The sequence below is a fragment of the Arcanobacterium phocisimile genome, from assembly GCF_016904675.1.
Lineage (GTDB): Bacteria > Actinomycetota > Actinomycetes > Actinomycetales > Actinomycetaceae > Arcanobacterium > Arcanobacterium phocisimile.
Window position 1 is genome coordinate 1,543,051 of sequence record NZ_CP070228.1, and the last position, 20,109, is coordinate 1,563,159.

Below are 20,109 nucleotides of genomic sequence, written 5' to 3' on the forward strand. Positions count from 1 at the left end.
TCACAGTTCGATTTCCTTTCCACCACGACGACCAATGCGCTCACGCATGATCTTCTTACGTCCGTTGCGCTCAACCTCTACTTCACGGAAACCAACGCGAATTGGCTTCTTATCTGGGCCTACGAGGGCCACGTTTGAAATATGGATTGGAGCTTCAACGGTTTCAATACCGCCAGTAGCAACGCCACGATCGGAACGACCGACCTTGGTGTGCTTCTTGACTCGAGCAACGCCTTCGACGATGACGCGGTCTTCTGCTGGGATAACAGACAAAACTGTTCCCTGCATTCCCTTGTCTCGTCCAGCGATTACCTGAACTAGGTCACCCTTCTTGATCTTCGCCATTACTCAGATCACCTCCGGTGCCAATGAAACGATACGCATAAACTTCTTGTCACGAAGTTCACGAGCGACGGGGCCGAAGATACGGGTACCACGTGGCTCATTCTCGTTCTTCAGGATGACAGCTGCATTTTCATCGAAACGAATGTATGAGCCGTCAGCGCGACGAGTGCTCTTCTTTGCACGGACGACGACCGCCTTGACGACGTCGCCCTTCTTAACATTTCCGCCAGGAATAGCATCCTTGACGGTAGCGACAATCGTGTCGCCAATTCCGGCGTAGCGCTTGCCAGAACCGCCAAGCACGCGGATGCAAAGAATTTCTTTTGCACCGGTGTTGTCGGCGATCTTAAGCCGCGACTCCTGCTGGATCATTTACATTTCTCCTGTCGTCGTGCCGGTTCTCGTTTAACGAGCCTTGCCGAACGGATGGTTTGCTTTCCCGGGCGTTGCCGCCCGGGATAGATCACTTTGCCTTCTCGATAATCTCGACCACGCGGAAATGCTTGGTCGCAGACAACGGTCGGGTTTCCATGATACGTACGAGATCGCCAACCTGGACCTCGTTAGATTCGTCATGGGCCTTGACGCGCTTGGTTCGAGTCATGACCTTACCGTAAAGCGGGTGCTTACGGCGGTCTTCGACTTCGACCACAACGGTCTTGTCCATCTTGTCAGATACTACATAACCACGGCGAACTTTGCGAATGTTTCGCTCTGTGGTTTCAGTCAACTTTTCCTGCTCGCTCATGTGGGACCTCACTTCTTAGCCGTTGGAGCGGTTCGAATACCGAGCTCACGCTCGCGGGCAATGGTGTAAATGCGTGCAATATTGCGGCGCACTTCCTTTAGACGACCGGAATCTTCCAGACGGTGGGTCACGGCTGAAAAGCGAAGGTTGAAAAGTTCTTCCTTCGATTCCTTCAGACGCTCGGCAAGCTCAACATCAGTTAGCTTGTCTAGCTCATCAGTGGTGATGCCTTTAGCCATCATTCACCATCCTCACGGGTAACAAAACGGGTCTTCATTGGGAGCTTGTGCATAGCACGCAACATAGCCTCACGCGCTAGCTGCTCAGGCACACCAGCGAGTTCGAACATGATACGGCCAGGCTTGACGTTGGCAACCCAGGTTTCCACTGGGCCCTTACCAGAACCCATACGAAGGCCGAGAGCCTTCTTGGTGAGCGGGCGATCTGGGAAGATGTTAATCCACACCTTACCACCACGCTTCACGTGACGGGTCATAGCGATACGTGCTGCTTCAATCTGACGGTTGGTAATATAAGCCGGCTCCAGAGCCTGGATACCGAATTCACCGAATGCAATCTGGTTTCCGCCCTTTGACATGCCCGAGCGAGTCGGACGATGCTGCTTGCGGTACTTTGTGCGGCGGGGAATGAGCATGTAACTCAGGCCTCCGTTTCCTGGGTAGGTGCCGGCTCAGTTGCCGGTGCTTCGGTCTGAGCAGACTTCTGCTCTGCCGACTGGTTCGAACGGGATCCACGGTTCGGACGATCGCCTCGACGGCCCCGACGTTCACCACCGCGTCCACCACGGCCACGTGGGGCCTCGGTCAATGAACGGTAGTATTCTGCGTCGGTGACGTCACCGCGGTAAATCCATACCTTCACGCCAATACGGCCGAAGGTGGTACGTGCTTCATAGAAGCCGTAGTCGATGTTAGCGCGCAATGTGTGGAGCGGAACTCGACCTTCACGGTAGAACTCTGCACGCGACATTTCAGCGCCGCCAAGACGACCGGAACACTGAACACGAATACCCTTGGCGCCGGCGCGCTGCGCGGACTGAATGCCCTTACGCATTGCGCGACGGAAGGAAACACGTGCTGCGAGTTGCTCAGCAATACCCTGTGCAACAAGCTGTGCGTCGGCTTCTGGGTTCTTGACCTCGAGGATGTTAAGCTGCACCGACTTGCCGGTGAGCTTCTCAAGGTCTTGGCGAAGACGATCAGCTTCTGCGCCACGACGACCGATCACAATGCCCGGACGGGCAGTGTGAATGTCGATCACAACGCGCTCAGTACGACGCTCGATGTTCACGCGGGAAATACCCGCACGTTCAAGGTCACGTTCTACCTTGCGGCGAATCTTGATGTCTTCTTCGATGTAATCGCGGTAACGCTGACCTTCCTTAGAAGAATCTGCGAACCACTTGGACCGATGATCGGTGGTGATACCGAGACGGAAACCGGTCGGGTTTACTTTCTGTCCCACAATCAGGCTCCCTTCTTCTCGTCACCGACGATAACGGTGATGTGGCTTGTACGCTTTAAAATTCGATTTGCACGACCCTGAGCGCGTGGTTGGATGCGCTTCATCGTTGGGCCTTCATCGACGTAAGTTGCCTTGACGACAAACTCAGTCTCATCAAATCGTTCGTTCGCCTGCTCAGCTGCGTAGCGAGCATTAGCCATTGCGGACTCAAGGATCTTCTTGATGTCGGTTGCAACAGCTTGTGGAGCGAATGTCAATAGGTCAACCGCTGCTGGTACACGCATACCACGGATCTCATTGATCACGCGACGTGCCTTTTGCGGCGTGACACGTACGTAACGTGCTTGTGCCTTAGCTTCCATAATCCTGCCTAACTCTCTGCGCTGCCTCAGCGGCGGCGGCCCTTGCGATCGTCCTTCTCGTGACTACGGAAAGTACGAGTTGGAGCGAATTCGCCGAGCTTGTGGCCGACCATGGATTCGGTGACGAACACCGGAACATGCTTGCGGCCGTCGTGGACTGCAAAGGTGTGACCTAGGAAGTCGGGGGTAATAACCGACCGACGGGACCAGGTCTTGATAACGTTCTTGGTACCCTTTTCGTTTTGTTCATCAACCTTTTTCATAAGGTGATCGTCGACGAACGGGCCCTTCTTTAAACTACGCGGCATTGCTCAAATCCTCCTGATCAGCGCTTCTTGCCAGTCTTGCGACGGCGCACAATGAGCTTGTCGCTGGGCTTGTTGGGGTGGCGGGTGCGGCCTTCCTTCTTACCCCATGGTGAAACTGGGTGACGGCCACCTGAGGTCTTGCCTTCACCACCACCGTGTGGGTGATCAACCGGGTTCATAACAACACCGCGGACGGTTGGACGGACGCCCTTCCAGCGCATACGGCCTGCTTTACCCCAGTTGATGTTGGACTGCTCTGCATTGCCAACTTCGCCAACAGTCGCACGGCAGCGCGCGTCGACATTACGAATTTCGCCAGAAGGCATGCGTAGCTGGGCGTACTTGCCTTCCTTAGCAACGAGCTGCACAGAAACGCCTGCCGAGCGGGCGATCTTAGCTCCACCACCTGGACGCAGTTCCACAGCGTGGATGACTGTACCAACTGGAATGTTGCGAAGTGGAAGGTTGTTACCAGGCTTGATGTCGGCGGACGGACCGTTCTCGACCATCATGCCTTGCTTCAAGTTGAGCGGAGCCAAAATGTAGCGCTTTTCGCCGTCCACGTAGTGGAGCAGTGCGATACGAGCGGTACGGTTTGGATCGTACTCAATATGAGCAACGCGTGCCGGGATACCATCCTTGTCGTGACGACGGAAGTCGATCACGCGGTACTGGCGCTTATGTCCACCACCCTTGTGACGGGTGGTGATGCGACCGCTATTGTTACGGCCGCCAGTCTTTGAGAGCGGGCGCAGGAGCGACTTCTCCGGCGTAGATCGGGTGATCTCAGCGAAGTCGGCGACGCTCGCACCGCGACGACCTGGTGTCGTCGGCTTGTACTTACGAATTCCCATGAGTTCTTATCCTCAATATCCTGCCGGCGTTAGCCGACGATCTCGCCGTAGATGTCGATCGTGCCCTCGCGGAGGGTGACAATTGCTCGCTTAGTAGCCTTGCGACGGCCAATGCCGTTGCGGGTACGGCGAGTCTTGCCTGCACGATTCTGAGTGTTGACGGATTCAACCTTGACACCGAAAATCTTTTCAATAGCGATTTTGATTTCCGTCTTGTTTGCGGATGGGTGCACCAAGAAGGTGTACTTGCCCTCGTCTTCGCCACGAGCAGACTTTTCAGTTGCTACTGGGGCGAGGATGACGTCACGCGGATCCTTGTTGTAAAACGCTGCGTACTGAGTCACTTCGTCTCCTCCTTGCTGTGTGCACCGGTGAAGGTGTCAAGAGCGGCTTGGGTGAAGATGACGTCGTCAGAAACAAGAACATCGTATGCGTTAAGCTGGTCAACGTAGATGGTGTGAGCTTCTGGCAAGTTGCGAAGTGAGAGAACTCCAGCTTCATCGTTACGCTCGAGCACAACGAGAACGCCACGCTGCTCAGCAACCTTATTCACAAGATTGAGAGCGGCCTTTGTGGATGGAGTTACTGACTCAACGATGCTGGTAACGACGTGGACACGGCCGTTACGCGCACGATCAGAAAGCGCCTGGCGCAGTGCTGCAGCAATCATCTTCTTTGGGGTGCGCTGCGAATAATCGCGTGGGCGCGGACCGTGAACAACGCCACCGCCGGTGAAGTGAGGTGCACGAATCGAACCCTGACGAGCGCGACCTGTACCCTTCTGCTTGAACGGCTTGACGCCACCGCCGCGGACTTCACCGCGGGTCTTGGTCTTGTGGGTACCTTGGCGTGCAGCAGCTAGCTGGGCAACGACAACCTGGTGGATCAACGGAATGTTGATTTCCAAGTCGAAGGACTCTGCTGGCAGAGTTGCCGAACCGGCTTTTGCGCCTGTGGTGTCGAGGATGTCAACCTTGAGGTCTGCCATTTAGATCAGGCTCCCTTCACGGCAGTACGGATCACGACGACGCCACCCTTGTTACCGGGGATAGCGCCTGACACGAGAATCAAATCATTCTCAGTGTCGATGGCGTGAATGGTCAAGTTTTGCACAGTTACGCGAGCGTTGCCCATACGGCCAGCCATACGCATACCGCGGAAAACGCGGGATGGAGTGGAACATGCGCCGATGGAACCTGGCTTGCGGTGATTACGGTGTGCACCGTGGGAAGCGGAAACACCAGCGAAGCCGTGACGCTTCATAACACCAGCGAAACCTTTACCCTTTGACTTGCCGATAACGTCAACGGTCTGACCAGCTTCGAATGTATCAACACCGAGTTCCTGGCCAAGCGTGTATTCGCTGGCGTCAAATGTGCGGACTTCTGCTACGTGACGACGTGGCTCTACGCCAGCCTTCTCAAAGTGTCCCTTGAGTGGCTTGGTCACGTTCTTGGCCTTCAACTCACCAGAGGCGATCTGGACAGCTGAGTAGCCATCGGTCTCAGGTGTACGAACCTGAGTAACAACGTTCTTACCAACACGAACAACAGTCACTGGAACGAGATTAGCGTTCTCATCCCATACCTGGGTCATGCCGAGCTTGATGCCAAGCAGGGCCTTTACTGGCGCTGCTTTAGCAGTAGTGATGTTCTTGGTCATTTTATGCGTTACCTCAGAGCTTAATCTCGACGCTGACATCGGCTGGAAGATCCAGACGGCGTAGCGTGTCAATGGTCTTCAGAGTCGGATCGACAATGTCGATCAGTCGCTTATGCGTACGCATTTCGAAATGTTCGCGACTGTCCTTGTACTTGTGGGGCGAGCGAATGACCGTGAAAACATTCTTCTCGGTCGGCAACGGCACTGGGCCCACGACCGACGCTCCTGTACGGGTAACTTCGTCGACGAGCTTTTTCGCTGCGTTGTCGATGACCTCATGGTCATAAGACTTCAGACGGATGCGGATTTTTTGTCCCGCCATGGCGTCGTCTCCCTCTCTTCTACCGCGGAACACCGAAACCCGCAGTCGGGCGTGTCGCGGTTAAGCAATCAACAACGTCAGCCCTATGAGATTTTCGGTGAACCGGCCTTATGTACCGAAATACTTTTGTACCTCGGCCAAGTTCATACGTCTGGTTAGAACCAGACAACTTGATAAGTATTGCAAACTTTCGTGCTTACCATCAAGTTTTGTTGGCGGTTGGTGTGCCATTCCACATCTATGAGGAATGATGGAGTACCAATCCCCCAAACTAACGTGTGGGCCCTACCCGAAGGTAGGACCCACACAAGGTATTAGTTACCTAGAGGTGCATCACTTGATGATCTTGGTGACTCGACCTGAACCAACGGTACGGCCGCCTTCACGAATAGCGAAGCCGAGGCCCTCTTCCATAGCAATTGGCTGGATGAGTTCGACGGTCATGTCGGTGTTGTCGCCAGGCATAACCATTTCGGTACCCTCTGGAAGGGTGATCACGCCGGTAACGTCGGTGGTACGGAAGTAGAACTGTGGACGGTAGTTGGAGAAGAATGGGTTGTGACGGCCACCTTCTTCCTTACCGAGCACGTAGACCTGAGCTTCGAAGTTGGTGTGTGGGGTGATGGTGCCTGGCTTGGCAACAACCTGACCACGCTCAACATCTTCACGCTTGGTACCACGGAGAAGGAGACCACAGTTCTCGCCTGCGTCTGCGTGATCCATTGCCTTGTGGAACATTTCGATACCGGTAACGGTGGTCTTCTGTGGTGCACGAATACCGAGGATCTCAACTTCTTCGTTCAAGTTGAGCATACCGCGCTCTGCACGGCCGGTAACAACGGTTCCACGACCGGTAATGGTGAAGACGTCCTCAATAGGCATGAGGAATGGCTTGTCAAGATCGCGGACTGGATCGTCGAAGTAAGTATCAACGGCTTCCATAAGCTCTTCGATCGACTTGCTCCACTCAGCATCGCCTTCGAGAGCCTTAAGAGCGGAGATCTTCACAACTGGGAGATCGTCGCCTGGGTACTCCTGGGACGAAAGAAGCTCACGAACTTCCATTTCGACGAGCTCGAGGATTTCCTCATCGTCAACCATGTCAGCCTTGTTAAGCGCAACGATGATCTGTGGAACGCCAACCTGGCGAGCAAGAAGAACGTGCTCACGGGTCTGTGCCATTGGGCCGTCGGTGGCAGCAACAACGAGAATTGCGCCGTCCATCTGAGCAGCACCGGTGATCATGTTCTTGATGTAATCGGCGTGGCCTGGGGCGTCAACGTGTGCGTAGTGACGCTTCTCGGTCTGGTACTCAACGTGGGAAACGTTGATGGTAATACCACGCTGACGCTCTTCTGGAGCGTTATCCACCTGATCGAATGGGGTGAACTCGTTAAGTTCTGGGTACTTTTCTGCTAGTACCTTGGTAATAGCAGCGGTCGTCGTCGTCTTACCGTGATCGACGTGACCGATGGTACCGATGTTCATGTGTGTCTTTGACTTGTCGTACTTGGCCTTGGCCACTTTTGTCCTCCTGGGACTCGATGTTATTTGGTCTTCAGCTTATATGATTTGTGCGCTAGCACCAAACCGTGGCTAAAGAGATCCTACTGGTCGATTGGTTTGATTGTGAATCAGACCTGTTGGCTCACTCGCCACGGGTCTTCTGGATGATCTCGTCGGCAACAGCCTTCGGAACTTCCTGGTACTTCGCGAACTGCATGGAGTACACCGCGCGACCCTGCGTCTTTGAACGCAAGTCACCGATGTAACCGAACATTTCGGAAAGCGGAACGAGAGCGCGAACGATCTTAACACCGGTCGCGTCCTCCATCGAGGAGATCAGACCACGGCGAGAGTTAAGATCGCCGATCACATCTCCCATGTACTCCTCAGGAGTACGGACCTCCACGTCCATGACTGGCTCGAGGATAACCGGGTTAGCGCGCTTAGCACCTTCACGGAACACCATCTGACCAGCGATCTTGAACGCCATTTCGGAGGAGTCGACGTCGTGGTACGCACCGTCTTCAAGCGTGGCCTTCACGTTCACCATTGGGAAGCCGGCGAGCACGCCGTTATCCATAGCTGCCTGAATACCTGCATCAACAGACGGAATGTACTCGCGTGGCACGCGGCCACCGGTCACAGCGTCAACAAACTCGTAAGTCTTGCCTTCTTCGTTTTCCTCGAGAGGCTCGAAGGTGACAATAACCTTTGCAAACTGACCGGAACCACCGGTCTGCTTCTTGTGAGTGTAGTCGATCGACTTTGCGGTCGAACGAATGGTCTCACGGTAGGCAACCATCGGCGCACCGACGTTAGCCTCAACCTTGAACTCACGACGCATGCGGTCAACAATGATGTCCAAGTGGAGCTCACCCATACCACCAATGACGGTCTGACCAGACTCTTCGTCAAGGCGAACTGTGAAGGTTGGATCTTCTTCAGCAAGTTTCTGAATTGCGATACCAAGCTTCTCTTGGTCAGCCTTTGACTTGGGCTCAACTGCGACGTGGATGACTGGTTCTGGGAATGTCATCGATTCGAGTGAGATTGGGTGGTTGAGGTCTGTGAGGGAATCACCGGTTGTTGTGTCCTTCAAACCGATAACGGCGTAGATGTGGCCAGCGTGTGCAGTGTCAACAGGATTTTCCTTGTTGGAGTGCATCTGGAAAATCTTGCCGATACGTTCCTTCTTGCCCTTGGTTGCGTTAAGAACCTGGGAACCAGCATCCATCGTACCCGAGTAAACACGGACGTAGGTCAGACGACCAAAGAATGGGTGAACTGCAATCTTGAAGGCAAGCGCAGCGAACGGTTCCTTTTCATCTGGCTGACGGACGAGCTCAACCTCTTCATCACGTGGATCAACGCCCTTAACCTCGCCCACATCAAGCGGGGAAGGAAGGAAGTCAACAACTGCATCAAGAACTGGCTGAATACCGATGTTCTTGTATGCAGAACCACAGTAAACCGGGAAAGCTTCGCCAGCGATAGTGATACGACGAATAACAGCCTTAAGCTCGTCAATGGTTGGTTCTTCGCCACCTAGGTACTTGTCGAGAAGCTCTTCATCGTTTTCAGCAACCTGCTCAACAAGCACTGCGCGATACTCTTCAGCTTTGTCAAGCATGTCGGCAGGAATTTCTTCCTCAACGACCAAAGCACCCATAGTTGCGTTGCCCTTGTCGTCCTTCTCTGGGAAGCGCAAAGCCTTCATCGTGAGAAGATCGATCACGCCTGCGATGTCTGACTCAGCACCGATGGGAAGTTCCATCACGATTGGTGTTGCGTGTAGACGATCCTTCAGCGTTTGTACTGAGAAGTAGAAATCAGCACCCATCTTATCCATCTTATTGATGAAGCAGATACGTGGGACGTTATACTTGTCAGCCTGGCGCCAAACAGTCTCAGACTGTGGCTCCACGCCTTCCTTACCGTCGAACACTGCCACCGCACCGTCGAGAACGCGGAGCGAACGCTCCACCTCAACAGTGAAGTCAACGTGTCCTGGGGTGTCAATGATGTTGATCTGATGACCCTTCCAGAAGGAAGTAACAGCAGCCGAGGTAATCGTAATACCACGCTCTTTTTCCTGTTCCATCCAGTCTGTGGTGGATGCGCCATCGTGTGTTTCACCGAGCTTGTAGTTAATACCGGTGTAGAAGAGGATGCGCTCGGTGACAGTGGTTTTACCCGCGTCAATGTGCGCCATAATTCCGATGTTACGGACCTTCTTAAGGTCGGTAAGCACTTCGTGTGCCATGGATCTCTTTCCTGATTATGCCGAGCAAGATTTGCTCGACGGCGGTTTACCAGCGGTAGTGTGCAAACGCACGGTTTGCTTCGGCCATCTTGTGCATGTCCTCGCGACGCTTAACAGCAGCGCCGAGGCCATTAGCGGCGTCCATGATTTCGTTCTGCAAACGTTCGAGCATGGTGTGCTCACGGCGTGCGCGGGAGAAATCAACGAGCCAGCGAAGAGCTAAGGTGTTAGCGCGGCCAGGCTTGACCTCGACTGGAACCTGGTAGGTCGCACCGCCAACGCGGCGGGAACGTACCTCGAGCTGGGGACGAATGTTGTCTAGAGCGCGCTTGAGGACGGAAAGTGGCTCCTGGCCAGTCTTCTCGCCTACTGCTACGAGTGCGCCGTAAACGATGCGCTCTGCAGTGGACTTCTTACCATCAAGAAGGACGCGGTTAATAAGCTGGGTAACGACTGTAGAGCCGTGAACCGGATCGGCAATGAGTGGGCGCTTACGCGCTGGACCCTTACGTGGCATTACTTCTTCTCCTTCTTCGCACCGTACTTGGAACGGCCCTGGTTGCGACTCTTTACGCCCTGCGTATCTAGAGCACCACGAACGATGTGGTAACGCACACCAGGAAGGTCCTTAACACGACCACCGCGAACGAGCACGATTGAGTGCTCCTGGAGGTTGTGGCCTTCGCCTGGAATATAAGCGGTAACTTCGATGCCCGATGAGAGTCGGACACGAGCAACCTTACGAAGCGCTGAGTTTGGCTTCTTAGGGGTTGTGGTGTACACACGGGTGCACACGCCACGACGCTGCGGGCTAGCCTTCAGCGCCGGCGTGTTTGATGAACTCGCCTTGCTGGAGCGGCCCTTACGGACCAGCTGCTGAATAGTTGGCACTATTTCTCCTGTTGATATGTCAATAGTCGAACTGCCCGCCTGCTCGCCTTTTTCGAACCTGCGGTCGGAAAGACACCGTTCTTTCCTAACGTCCACGCGAATGCATATTCGAAATACCGGCCGTGTGGAGACGGGCTTTCATGAGAAAGCATACGGTTTTTCCGAATTGGCAACGACATACGCCTGGAACGGGCACCGTTCATAAGACTAACGAATTGGCACTGTGTCAGTCAAAGATTCGGAGCATATTACTTAGTGGCACTAGGCACACAGATGGTGAAATCTCGACATTTTCCCGCTACAATCAACCTAAAGCGTTAACAACCTCACACACCGAACGTAAGTGCCCCTGAATTAAGTCGCTGTTCGCGTTCAGTTCAGTAACACTGCTCAAACGATCCGCTAAGTCCGCCAGTGTCTGCAACGATTCATCCGCGCGATTTTTCGCTGCCCTCACCATCGAAACGATATCCACCACTTCTTCACCCTGTTCGCCTAAATCAGCTCCAGTTCCCCACATCCCCAAAAGCTGGCGCGGGATAGCCAAGGCTTGAACCACTTGGCTCATATAACCACCGACTTCGCCCATATACGAGATAGTGCGCTGAGCTTGAACATCTAATGTGTGGATATCATCTATCAGCGCTTCACCTAGCATTGTCAATGCCCGGATACGCTCGCGGTTATCTTCGTGACTCTCATCCAAAATTTCAGCTACGAACAAGCCATACATGTAGATGTGCAAGCGGCTCAAGGCGATCCGGAACTGAGTACGCGAAACATTCATCTGCAACTGAGCCAACCGCTCAGCCAACGAGCTCATATACCCACTAACAATCGGTTGCATCTGTGCCCACACGGTTAGTGGCATCGTCAACGACGCTAATTGTGGTCGCTGCGCGCCAAATTCGACGAACTTCTCGCCCGCTGAGCTCATATAGGTCATGTCAGAACCAGCTTGCACTAAAGTCTCCGATATTTTCTGTGCAATATCAGCAAGGAATTTCTGCTTGCTCATCCACGAATTCAACAATTCGCATACCTCGTTGGCACGCTCAAGAACACCGACGAGTTCTCCTTCACCAGAACGAACCGGGAACCCTGAGCTGAGTTGCTCTCGTAGATGGACCTCCGACACTAGCGCGTCATTTTGAAAGCCCTCATATGAATCGATGCCAGCATCCGCCAGCGTCTGAACTAAAACACCCACTCCCTGCTCAGCGACCAAGCGACGATTGGCGCCTTGGCTGAGTAACTCACGCTCTGCCTGACGCACTACTTCGTAGATACCTGCCACAGCACCATATCGAGCTTCGTCTAACGGTCGCGAGCGCACAGACAAATAACCACCGTCGTGCAACGGTGTGATGGTAGCAAAAACACGATACTCCGAACCGTCAGCAGCAAGATTTCGTACGTAGGCAGCAAACGGCTCCCCTGCCTGCAACGTATCCCACATAACTTTGAACGCTGCTGCCGGCATATCCGGATGACGGATAATATTGTGCGGAGCAGCATGGAGCTTCTCCCTCGGGTAGCGTGACATCCGCGTGAAGACGCTGTTAGACAGGTCAATAATTCCTTTTGCATCGGTCGTAGAAAAGAAAAGTTCATCTACCGGGACATCATGTATCGATCCAGTTGGTTCCACCATCGTTGCTATCCTTCATTATGAAATTAATGGCGGTGGTATCACAACCACCGCCATTAACATTAACAAACAGTCACAGATCCGTCTTAGAAATTAGATCCGTAGCCGTAGCCTGCAGCATCATAATCATCAAATGAGCCGTAACCATAGAAATCATCAAATGGTTCCATGCCACCGCCCATGAACGAATTCAACTGCTCATACTCAGCACGAGCCTCATTGGTTGGTTCAACCTTGAGCTGACGTAGCGTCTCAAGGCCAGTACCAGCCGGAATAAGCTTACCGAGAATGACGTTCTCCTTCAGACCCGCAAGCGGATCAGACTTAGAATTGAGCGCAGCTTCGGTCAGAACCTTCGTCGTCTCCTGGAAGGAAGCAGCCGACAACCATGAATCAGTTGCCAACGACGCCTTGGTGATGCCCATCAGTTCTGGACGACCAGAAGCTGGGCGACCACCCTCAGCCAAGACTGCACGGTTAGCACTTTCGAATACTGCCACGTCAACAAGCTCACCCGGAAGCAACCGAGTGCTACCAGAATCGAGAACCGTGACGCGTCGGAGCATCTGGCGCACGATAACTTCAATGTGCTTATCGTGGATTTCAACACCCTGCGAACGGTAAACGTGCTGAACTTCGGAGACCAAGTGCAACTGAGTGGTACGTCGGCCCGAGATACGCAGAACCTTCTTCGGGTCGATCAAACCTTCAACAAGCTGCTGCCCAACGGTAACATGCGAACCTTCTGGCACCAACAACTTTGCGCGCTTGCCGACGAGGTAAACCAAGTCTTCATCGCCGTCGTCGCGCTTGATGATCAAGCGGCGTGAACGTTCCATATCTTCGATCTCGAGCTTACCAGCGGCCTCAGCCAACGGCGCCTCACCCTTAGGTGTTCGAGCTTCAAAGAGTTCCTGAACACGAGGTAGACCCTGCGTGATATCTTCTGCAGAAGCAGCACCACCAGTGTGGAAGGTACGCATGGTTAGCTGAGTTCCAGGCTCGCCAATCGACTGTGCCGAAACAATACCAACAGCTTCGCCGATATCAACGAGCTTACCGGTTGCCAACGAACGTCCGTAACACATAGCACAGGTGCCAACACGTGAATCACAAGTGAGAACCGAACGTACCGAAATCTGCTTGATACCAGCATTGAGCAGCTGCTCAAGAGCAACGTCTCCAATATCAGTACCAGCTTCAACAACGACGTTGCCTTCAGTATCTGTGACATCCTTAGCCAAGGTTCGTGCGTAAACCGAGGTATCGATCTCGTCGTTCGGCAAGACCTTACCGGTCTCCCATTGCGCAACAGAGACTTCTTTCTCAGTGACTGACGTCGGAACACCGTCGATAACAACTTCGCGAAGTTCGTTGCCTTCTTTATCAACGGCGACGATGAACTTAGCTAAACCTCGTGAGGTGCCACAGTCGTGTTCACGGACGATCACATCTTGTGCCACGTCAACCAGACGTCGTGTCAGGTAACCAGACTCAGCGGTACGTAACGCGGTGTCGGCTAGGCCCTTACGTGCACCGTGGGTAGCGGTGAAGTATTCAAGGGCGGACAGGCCTTCACGGTAGTTCGAGGTAATCGGACGAGGAATAATTTCACCCTTTGGATCAGCCACGAGGCCACGCATACCAGCAACCTGGCGAATCTGCATCCAGTTACCACGAGCACCGGAGGTAACCATGATATTGACGTTGTTCCAGTCGTCGAAGTTCTTACGCATTTCTTCAGCAACCTCATCGGTTACTTCGGTCCATAGCGCAACCAAATCCTTACGGCGGTCTTCGTCTCGAATGTTACCTTCTTGGAAGTCCATCTCGATCTTAGCTGCACGCTTTTCAGCAGCTGCCAAGATATCCTTCTTGGTGTCCGGTGGGATAACGTCAGAAACCGCAATTGTCACACCGGAGCGTCCGCCCCAGTAGAAACCGGTTTCTTTCAATGCGTCAAGCGATGCACCAACGTCTACCTTCGGGTAACGCTCAGCGAGTTCATTAATAATCGAACCCAAAACCTTCTTGCCCACAACAGTGTTGATGAATGGGAAAGTGGTTGGCAATGCTTCGTTGAAGATTGCGCGTCCGAGTGTAGTTTCGAGGGTGATCGGATCGCGCTCTTCGAAGCCTGCTGGTGCTTGCCAGTCACGTGGTGGAACGATGTCATTAGCTGGGAAACGGATATTGATCTTCGCGTTGAGGTCAAGCTGACCCAAATCGAAGGCCATCTGCGCTTCAGCAACCGAGGAGAAGAAACGACCTTCGCCGTCTCCCCCATCGCGAACCACGGTGAGATGGTATAGACCAATAATCATGTCCTGTGCCGGAACAGTCACTGGGCGACCATCGGATGGCTTAAGAATGTTGTTGGCCGAAAGCATCAGGATACGAGCCTCTGCCTGAGCCTCAACCGATAGCGGTAGGTGGACCGCCATCTGATCACCGTCGAAGTCAGCGTTGAATGCCGAACATACGAGTGGGTGAAGACGGATAGCCTTACCTTCGATGAGCTGTGGTTCAAAGGCCTGAATACCTAGACGGTGCAAGGTAGGTGCGCGGTTAAGCAGCACGGGGTGCTCGCGGATGACTTCTTCAAGCACGTCGAAGACCTCGTCGCGCTGGCGTTCGATTAGCCGCTTAGCTGCCTTGATGTTCTTCGCCAATTCAAGATCGACGAGACGCTTTTGCACAAATGGCTTGAAGAGTTCAAGAGCCATCGTCTTTGGCAAACCACACTGGTGGAGCTTCAAGGTTGGGCCGACGACGATAACGGAACGACCTGAGTAGTCCACGCGCTTTCCGAGCAAGTTTTGACGGAAACGTCCCTGCTTGCCCTTGAGCATGTCCGAAATGGACTTCAACGGACGGTTGCCGGCTCCCTGAACTGGGCGACCACGGCGACCGTTGTCGAACAATGCGTCAACAGCTTCTTGGAGCATACGCTTTTCGTTATTAACCATGATCTCTGGCGCGTTGAGATCAATCATGCGCTGGAGACGGTTATTACGGTTGATAACGCGACGGTAGAGGTCATTAAGATCGGAGGTTGCGAAGCGGCCACCGTCGAGCTGAACCATTGGACGTAGATCCGGTGGAATCACAGGAAGTGCGTCAAGAACCATTGCTTCTGGTTTGGTACCAGAGTGCAAGAATGCATTAACGACCTTGATGCGCTTGAGTGCTCGAGTTTTGCGCTGTGCAGTGCCAGTTTCGATCTGCTCAATGAGTGCCTCATGCTCAGCTTCGAGATCGAAGGACTTCAAGCGGCGCTGGATAGCTTCTGCGCCACGGAATGCCTGGAAGTAGTCACCCCAACGCAGAGCCATCTCACGGTAGACTTCTTCGTCGCCTTCGAGGTCGCCAACCTTGAGCTTGGTGAATTTATCCCACACGTCTTCGAGGCGTGCGAGATCGTCATCGTATTCGCGACGAACTCGACGGGTTTCGCTTTCTGCGTTGCGCTTGATCTTAGCGCGAGCAGCAGCGTCTTGACCGTTCTTTTCAGCTTCTGCGAGAGCTTCTTCTTCGGCCTTGAGGCGCTTTTCGATTGCAGCGTCGCGTTCCTTTTCGAGGTTTGCGCGCTCGAGCTCGTATTCTGCAGTCAATGCAGGCATGTCATTGTGACGGCGATCAGTATCGACGTCGGTGACCATGTATGCCGCAAAGTAGATGACCTTTTCGAGGTCTTTCGGTGCGATATCGAGCAGGTAGCCAAGGCGTGATGGAACACCCTTGAAATACCAAATATGGGTAACTGGAGCTGCGAGCTCAATGTGGCCCATACGTTCGCGGCGAACCTTTGAACGGGTGACTTCTACGCCACAGCGTTCGCAGACAATACCCTTGTAACGTGGACGCTTGTATTTTCCACAAGCGCACTCCCAGTCGCGGGTTGGACCAAAGATCTGTTCACCGAACAGACCGTCTTTTTCTGGTTTGAGCGTACGGTAATTGATGGTTTCTGGCTTGGTAACAGTGCCATGACTCCACTTGCGCACATCGTCGGATGTGGCCAGCGAAATATGTAGCTGATCAAAAAGATTGACGTCGAGCAAGATTCCTACTTCCTCACTAATTTACGCCGATTATGGGGCATTTCGTGAGGTGAGTAGCAGGCGTTGAAGCTACTCACCTCACTGACGTTTGTTAGAGTTCCGAACCGGTTTGAAGATCTTCCAAACCGGTGGTGATACCGGCGCTTTGCGGAGCGCGGAAGGCATCGTCGTCGGAATCTTGGAGGTTGATCGGGTTACCGGCAGCATCCAAAGCTTCGACGTTCAAGCACAAGGAACGCATTTCTTGTACCAGAACCTTAAAGGACTCTGGGATGCCAGGTTCTGGAACGTTATCGCCCTTGACGATTGCTTCATAAACCTTGACACGGCCGACGGTGTCGTCAGACTTGATGGTCAACATTTCTTGGAGGGTGTGCGCTGCACCGTAGGCCTCGAGGGCCCACACTTCCATTTCTCCGAAACGCTGTCCACCGAACTGAGCCTTACCACCGAGTGGCTGCTGAGTAACCATGGAGTATGGTCCGGTTGAGCGGGCGTGGATCTTATCGTCAACCAGGTGGTGCAACTTGAGCATGTACATGTAACCCACAGAAACTGGTTCTGGGAATGGGTCACCGGTACGACCGTCGAAGAGTTGCGCTTTACCGGATGCCCCGATAAGTCGCTCGCCATCACGGTTGAGGTTGGTGTTATCGAGCAAACCACGAAGTTCGTTGGATTCAACACCGTCGAACACTGGGGTAGCTACTCGACCGTCGCGCTGTCCTACGACTGCGTTATCTGGAAGGCGAACTGCCCATTCTTCACCGGCTTCGCGGGCTGCGGTAGCATCCCATCCCTGGGAAGCTACCCAACCAAGGTGAAGTTCGAAGACCTGACCTAGGTTCATACGTGATGGCACGCCCAATGGGTTGAGGACGATATCGACTGGGGTTCCGTCAGCCATGAATGGCATGTCTTCCAATGGGAGAATACGGGAGATAACACCCTTGTTTCCGTGTCGTCCTGCCATCTTGTCACCAATGGTGATCTTGCGGCGCTGGGCGATGTGTACACGCACGGTCTGACGTACGTCAGCGGCTAGTTCGTCGTGGTTCTCAGAAGAGAATTCCTTAACGCCGATAACGATTCCGGACTCACCGTGTGGAACACGCAGGGAAGTGTCGCGAACTTCCTTGGCCTTTTCACCAAAGATGGCGCGCAGGAGACGCTCTTCGGAGGTTAGTTCGGTTTCACCCTTCGGGGTAATCTTGCCGACGAGAATATCACCAGCAGAGACTTCAGCACCGATGCGGATAATGCCGCGCTCATCGAGGTGAGCGAGCATATCTTCACCGACGTTTGGAATATCGCGGGTGATTTCTTCTGGTCCAAGCTTGGTGTCACGAGCATCGACTTCGTGCTCTTCAATGTGGATGGAGGTCAGCAAGTCTTCTGACTGGCAACGCTGGGAGACGATGATGGCGTCTTCGTAGTTGTAGCCGTTCCATGCCATGAAGGCAACGAGAAGGTTTTGACCGAGTGCGAGTTCGCCGCCGTCGGTTGCTGGACCGTCTGCAATGAGTGAGCCCTGTTCGACGCGGTCGCCTTCCGAAACGCGCACAATCTGGTTGGTGCAGTTTCCGGGATTGGAGCGCTCGAATTTCAGGAGCTTGTAGACGCGGTGGGTGCCGTCGTCTTCTTCGACATGGACGACGTCTGCCGATACTTCGGTGACGACGCCGCCTGCCTTAGCGACGATAACTTCGCCTGCGTCAACTGCGGCGCGAACTTCAATACCAGTTCCCACGTATGGGGCGACTGGGCGGATAAGAGGCACGGCCTGGCGCTGCATGTTCGCACCCATCAGTGCACGGTTAGCGTCGTCGTGCTCGAGGAATGGAATTGCCGCGGTACCGACGGAAACCATCTGGCGTGCGGAAACGTCCATGTAGCCCACTTCGTCTGCTGGAACGAGCGCCGGCTCGCCACCTGGGAGGCGTACGAGGACTTCTTCATCAACGAAATGACCGTTTTCATCGAGCGGTGCCGATGCCTGCGCAACATTGAAACGATCTTCATCTGCCGCATCGAGGTAATCGATTTGATCGGTGACTCGCCCGTCAACGACTTTACGGTATGGCGTTTCAATGAAACCGAATGCGTTCACGCGTCCGTAGGTAGCCAACGAACCGATGAGACCAATGTTTGGTCCTTCTGGGGTTTCGATTGGACACATACGGCCATAGTGCGATGGGTGGACATCTCGGACTTCCATCGATGCGCGATCACGGGATAGACCGCCTGGACCAAGCGCTGACAGACGACGCTTGTGGGTCAGGCCTGCCAATGGGTTGTTTTGGTCCATGAACTGCGACAGCTGGGAGGTTCCAAAGAATTCCTTGATTGCTGCGACAATTGGGCGAATGTTAATCAACGATGACGGCGTAATTGCTTCCGCTTCCTGAGTGGTCATGCGCTCACGAACCATACGATCCAAGCGGGCCAAACCGGTGCGAACCTGATTCTGAATCAGTTCGCCTACTGCACGGATACGACGGTTGCCGAAGTGGTCGATATCGTCGGTTTCGACTGGAACTTCTTTGCCACCCTCAACGGTTGCGATCGTTGATTCGTTCGCATGGAGAGCTAAGAGGTACCGCAGGGTTGCGGTGACGTCTTGGAGCTGGAGCTGACGCTGATCGGAATCAATCTCGGTACCGAGCTTCTTGTTTACCTTATACCGGCCAACCTTTGCCATATCGTAACGCTTCGGGTTGTGGTAGAAATTGTTGATCAGCGCACGACCAGCTTCAGCTGTGGGTGGCTCACCTGGGCGAAGTTTGCGGTAAAGATCTTGTAAAGCTTCTTCTTGAGTCTTAACCGAGTCCTTTTCCAAGGTGTCAAGGAGAATCGGGAAGTCCTTGAACTCTTCACGAATCTCAGCTTCAGACATACCCAGAGCCTTGAGGAAGACGGTGGCTGACTGCTTACGCTTACGATCGACGCGGACACCAACGGAGTCACGCTTATCGATTTCAAACTCCAACCATGCACCGCGTGATGGGATGATCTTCGTTGAGTAGATGTACTTATCCGAGGTCTTATCGGCCGCGCGCTCAAAGTAGACGCCTGGCGAGCGGACAAGCTGGGAGACGACAACACGCTCGGTACCATTGATGACGAAGGTTCCTTGTGGAGTCATCAACGGAAAATCGCCGATAAAGGTGGTTTGAGACTTAATTTCGCCGGTCTCGTAGTTTTGGAATTCTGCAGTAACATACAACGCAGCTGAGTAAGTGAGATCTTTCTCCTTACACTCTGCAATGGACGCTTTTTCCTCTTCGAGATGCGGATTCGACAGGACAAGCCCCATCGTTCCGGCAGTATTCTCGATCGGGGATACTTCATCAAAAATTTCTTCAAGGCCAGACTTCTCGCCTTCGGCAGCGCTTTCGCGCCATTCATCAGATCCGATGAGCCAGCCGTAACTGGAGGTCTGAAGACCGAGGAGGTCTGGAACTGATAGTGGTTCGTTGATCTTTGCAAACGAAACACGATCAGAAACTAATTTGCCGTTCACGACGGTGGGCGTAGGGGTGCTATGCACAGCCAAAGGTGATCCTTCCCTGGGTTCTGGTAAGGGATATGCATTGACTTCGCTTTCGACAACCATTCATTTTGCCGGATATGCCAGTAGAATGAACT

The 20,109-nt window shown here is 53.6% G+C and carries 20 protein-coding genes; all 20 read right to left on the reverse strand.

Annotated features, from left to right (window positions below; genetic code table 11):
- The 20 genes from rplX to rpoB all read right to left on the reverse strand — a co-directional run bounded on the left by rplX (position 1) and on the right by rpoB (position 20,017).
- Positions 1 to 345 carry a 50S ribosomal protein L24 gene (rplX, locus tag JTE88_RS06970; RefSeq protein WP_204423876.1) on the reverse strand — a complete coding sequence of 115 codons (345 nt, stop codon included), beginning with the start codon at positions 343 to 345 and terminating at the stop codon, positions 1 to 3.
- Positions 346 to 348: 3 nt separating this feature from the next.
- Complete coding sequence (gene rplN / locus JTE88_RS06975; RefSeq protein ID WP_013170571.1) at positions 349 to 717, reverse strand: 50S ribosomal protein L14; 369 nt, start codon at positions 715 to 717, stop codon at positions 349 to 351.
- Between the two features lie 91 nt (positions 718 to 808).
- Positions 809 to 1,093, reverse strand: coding sequence for a 30S ribosomal protein S17 (rpsQ, locus tag JTE88_RS06980; protein ID WP_204423878.1), 285 nt, complete (start codon positions 1,091 to 1,093; stop codon positions 809 to 811).
- 8 nt (positions 1,094 to 1,101) lie between these two features.
- Complete coding sequence (rpmC, locus tag JTE88_RS06985; RefSeq protein ID WP_420826930.1) at positions 1,102 to 1,335, reverse strand: 50S ribosomal protein L29; 234 nt, start codon at positions 1,333 to 1,335, stop codon at positions 1,102 to 1,104.
- Positions 1,332 to 1,748: a 50S ribosomal protein L16 gene (gene rplP, locus JTE88_RS06990; protein WP_204423880.1), complete on the reverse strand. Its 417-nt coding sequence runs from the start codon at positions 1,746 to 1,748 to the stop codon at positions 1,332 to 1,334. The genes rpmC and rplP overlap by 4 nt, the downstream gene beginning before the upstream one ends.
- Positions 1,749 to 1,753: 5 nt before the next feature.
- The gene (gene rpsC / locus JTE88_RS06995; RefSeq protein ID WP_204423882.1) at positions 1,754 to 2,578 is read right to left on the reverse strand and encodes a 30S ribosomal protein S3; all 825 of its coding nucleotides are present in this window, start codon (positions 2,576 to 2,578) and stop codon (positions 1,754 to 1,756) included.
- A 2-nt stretch (positions 2,579 to 2,580) separates the two neighbouring features.
- Positions 2,581 to 2,940 (reverse strand): 50S ribosomal protein L22, encoded by a 360-nt coding sequence (rplV, locus tag JTE88_RS07000; protein WP_204423883.1) that lies wholly within the window; start codon positions 2,938 to 2,940, stop codon positions 2,581 to 2,583.
- 26 nt (positions 2,941 to 2,966) lie between these two features.
- The gene (gene rpsS, locus JTE88_RS07005; RefSeq protein ID WP_204423885.1) at positions 2,967 to 3,248 is read right to left on the reverse strand and encodes a 30S ribosomal protein S19; all 282 of its coding nucleotides are present in this window, start codon (positions 3,246 to 3,248) and stop codon (positions 2,967 to 2,969) included.
- Between the two features lie 17 nt (positions 3,249 to 3,265).
- Entirely contained in the window at positions 3,266 to 4,102 is an 837-nt protein-coding gene (gene rplB, locus JTE88_RS07010) for a 50S ribosomal protein L2 (RefSeq protein ID WP_204423886.1), read from the reverse strand.
- A 29-nt stretch (positions 4,103 to 4,131) separates the two neighbouring features.
- Positions 4,132 to 4,446 (reverse strand): 50S ribosomal protein L23, encoded by a 315-nt coding sequence (gene rplW / locus JTE88_RS07015; RefSeq protein ID WP_204423888.1) that lies wholly within the window; start codon positions 4,444 to 4,446, stop codon positions 4,132 to 4,134.
- Complete coding sequence (rplD, locus tag JTE88_RS07020) at positions 4,443 to 5,090, reverse strand: 50S ribosomal protein L4 (RefSeq protein ID WP_204423890.1); 648 nt, start codon at positions 5,088 to 5,090, stop codon at positions 4,443 to 4,445. The genes rplW and rplD overlap by 4 nt, the downstream gene beginning before the upstream one ends.
- Positions 5,091 to 5,095: 5 nt before the next feature.
- On the reverse strand, positions 5,096 to 5,764 hold the full coding sequence (rplC, locus tag JTE88_RS07025; RefSeq protein ID WP_204423892.1) for a 50S ribosomal protein L3: 669 nt from the start codon (positions 5,762 to 5,764) through the stop codon (positions 5,096 to 5,098).
- Positions 5,765 to 5,777: 13 nt separating this feature from the next.
- Entirely contained in the window at positions 5,778 to 6,086 is a 309-nt protein-coding gene (gene rpsJ / locus JTE88_RS07030) for a 30S ribosomal protein S10 (protein WP_013170582.1), read from the reverse strand.
- Between the two features lie 333 nt (positions 6,087 to 6,419).
- Positions 6,420 to 7,610 carry an elongation factor Tu gene (gene tuf / locus JTE88_RS07035; protein ID WP_204423893.1) on the reverse strand — a complete coding sequence of 397 codons (1,191 nt, stop codon included), beginning with the start codon at positions 7,608 to 7,610 and terminating at the stop codon, positions 6,420 to 6,422.
- 124 nt (positions 7,611 to 7,734) lie between these two features.
- A complete protein-coding gene (gene fusA / locus JTE88_RS07040) occupies positions 7,735 to 9,855 on the reverse strand; it encodes an elongation factor G (protein ID WP_204423895.1) in 2,121 nt (706 codons plus the stop codon).
- A gap of 46 nt (positions 9,856 to 9,901) precedes the next feature.
- Entirely contained in the window at positions 9,902 to 10,372 is a 471-nt protein-coding gene (gene rpsG / locus JTE88_RS07045; RefSeq protein ID WP_204423896.1) for a 30S ribosomal protein S7, read from the reverse strand.
- Positions 10,372 to 10,746, reverse strand: a complete 375-nt coding sequence (gene rpsL / locus JTE88_RS07050) for a 30S ribosomal protein S12 (protein WP_013170586.1) — start codon at positions 10,744 to 10,746, stop codon at positions 10,372 to 10,374. The genes rpsG and rpsL overlap by 1 nt, the downstream gene beginning before the upstream one ends.
- Positions 10,747 to 11,050: 304 nt before the next feature.
- Positions 11,051 to 12,400 (reverse strand): PAS domain-containing protein, encoded by a 1,350-nt coding sequence (locus JTE88_RS07055; RefSeq protein ID WP_204423898.1) that lies wholly within the window; start codon positions 12,398 to 12,400, stop codon positions 11,051 to 11,053.
- Positions 12,401 to 12,483: 83 nt separating this feature from the next.
- Positions 12,484 to 16,461, reverse strand: coding sequence for a DNA-directed RNA polymerase subunit beta' (gene rpoC, locus JTE88_RS07060; protein WP_204423899.1), 3,978 nt, complete (start codon positions 16,459 to 16,461; stop codon positions 12,484 to 12,486).
- Positions 16,462 to 16,552: 91 nt separating this feature from the next.
- On the reverse strand, positions 16,553 to 20,017 hold the full coding sequence (rpoB, locus tag JTE88_RS07065; RefSeq protein ID WP_204423901.1) for a DNA-directed RNA polymerase subunit beta: 3,465 nt from the start codon (positions 20,015 to 20,017) through the stop codon (positions 16,553 to 16,555).
- Between the last annotated feature and the right edge of the window lie 92 nt (positions 20,018 to 20,109).